3 protein-coding genes are annotated in these 1,455 nt (G+C 70.6%); 1 reads left to right on the forward strand and 2 read right to left on the reverse strand.

The features are described 5' to 3' along the window. Positions 1-179: 179 nt before the first annotated feature. The gene (locus tag ACWDYJ_RS36260) at positions 180-338 is read left to right on the forward strand and encodes a LuxR C-terminal-related transcriptional regulator (RefSeq protein WP_451569863.1); all 159 of its coding nucleotides are present in this window, start codon (positions 180-182) and stop codon (positions 336-338) included. Here the strand turns inward: ACWDYJ_RS36260 and cutA are convergent. Both cutA and ACWDYJ_RS36270 read right to left on the reverse strand, forming a co-directional pair. Beyond that, complete coding sequence (cutA, locus tag ACWDYJ_RS36265; protein WP_451569864.1) at positions 333-671, reverse strand: divalent-cation tolerance protein CutA; 339 nt, start codon at positions 669-671, stop codon at positions 333-335. The two genes, ACWDYJ_RS36260 and cutA, sit on opposite strands and share 6 nt — an antisense overlap. A 33-nt stretch (positions 672-704) precedes the next feature. After that, positions 705-1,455: DMT family transporter (locus ACWDYJ_RS36270; RefSeq protein WP_451569865.1), on the reverse strand; the 751-nt coding region annotated here is incomplete at its 5' end.

The following is a 1,455-nucleotide window of genomic DNA, read 5'->3' on the forward strand; positions in this document are numbered from 1 at the left end:
TGACGGCGTCGAGGGCCTGTTCCTTGTCCTTGAGGGCGTCGAAGGCGCCGTCGTTGAAGATGTTGCAGTTCTGGTAGATCTCGACGAGTGCGGTGTTATCGAACCGACCATCGTACGATTCCGCGAAGGCGGCGGACGAGGTGGTCCCGGCGATCCGGGAGTCCATCAGCAGGCTGCTCGTGGAGGGCTATTCGGACAAGGCCATCGCCCGCCGCATCGGCATCAGCGAACGCTCCCTCCAGGCCCATATCGCGGCCATCAAGCAGGAACTGGGCGCACTCAACCAATTGCAGCTGGGTTATCTCCTGGGCCGGAACGAGGCCACCTTCGTCCTATGACGCCCGCCCCCCGTGGGTGGTCTCTGCGGCGACCCACGCCAGGTAGGCGTCCGAGCCGCCGTCGACGGGGAGCACGATCCACTCCGGCACCTCGTAGGCGTGCTCCCGCGCGACCCACTCGCCGAGCGCCGCCAGCCGGTCCTCGGTGGTCTTGTACGAGACGCGCCACTCCGTGCCCGTCTCGACGGCGCCCTTCCACCGGTAGACGGCGGTGAGGGGCGGGTCGATGTGCGCGCAGGCGGCCAGCCGGGCCTCCACCGCACCCCGCGCCAGCGCCCGCGCCCCGGCCTCGTCGTCGATGGTCGTCTGCGCGATCACGATGCCGGTCGCCACGGCGGTCCTCCTGCGTCGGTGTGTGCGCCGACCCTACTTCGAGGCGGTCACCGCCTCGTCGTCGGCGGGCCGGCGGCGCTTGCGGGACACCGCGACACCGGCGAGGCAGATCGCGCCGCCCAGCAGGGTCAGCCAGCCGGGTACCTCGTCGAGGGCGAACCAGGCGATGACCACCACGACGGCGGGCACCGCGTAGGTGGTGGCGCCCATCTTCCCGGCGGTGGTGCGCGACAGGGCGTAGCTCCAGGTGGTGAAGGCCAGGGCGGTCGGGAAGAGGCCCAGGTAGAGCATGTTGAGGGTGGCGGCGAGCGGCGCCTGGGGAAGCTGGCTGACGAGCTGCCCGGCGAAGGGCAGGGTGCAGACCGTGCCGACGAAGCAGCCGTACGTCGTCACCTGGAGCGGGGTCCCGTGCCGGAGCGCGGGCTTCTGCGCGACCACCCCGGCGCCGTAGGCGAGCGCGGCGACCAGGCAGAGCAGCACGCCGGTGAGGGAGGACGTACCGCCGCTCGAGGTGGACATGCCCACGACGGCCGCTCCGGCGAAGGAGACGCCCATCCCCACCAGCAGCATCGACGGAAAACCCTCCTTCAGCAGCCAGCCGCTGAGCAGGGCGATGACGATCGGGCCGATGTTGACGACCATGGCCGCGGTGCCCGCGTCGACGCCCTGCTCACCCCAGTTCAGCGCCACCATCCCTGATCTTGCGTGGGAATCCCGGCCTTCAGGCCGGGCGGGAAACGCATCCTTGGCCCGGAGGCGCGAAGCGCCGGAGTTCTCTGCGCCG

This window comes from Streptomyces sp. NPDC003042 (assembly GCF_053591315.1).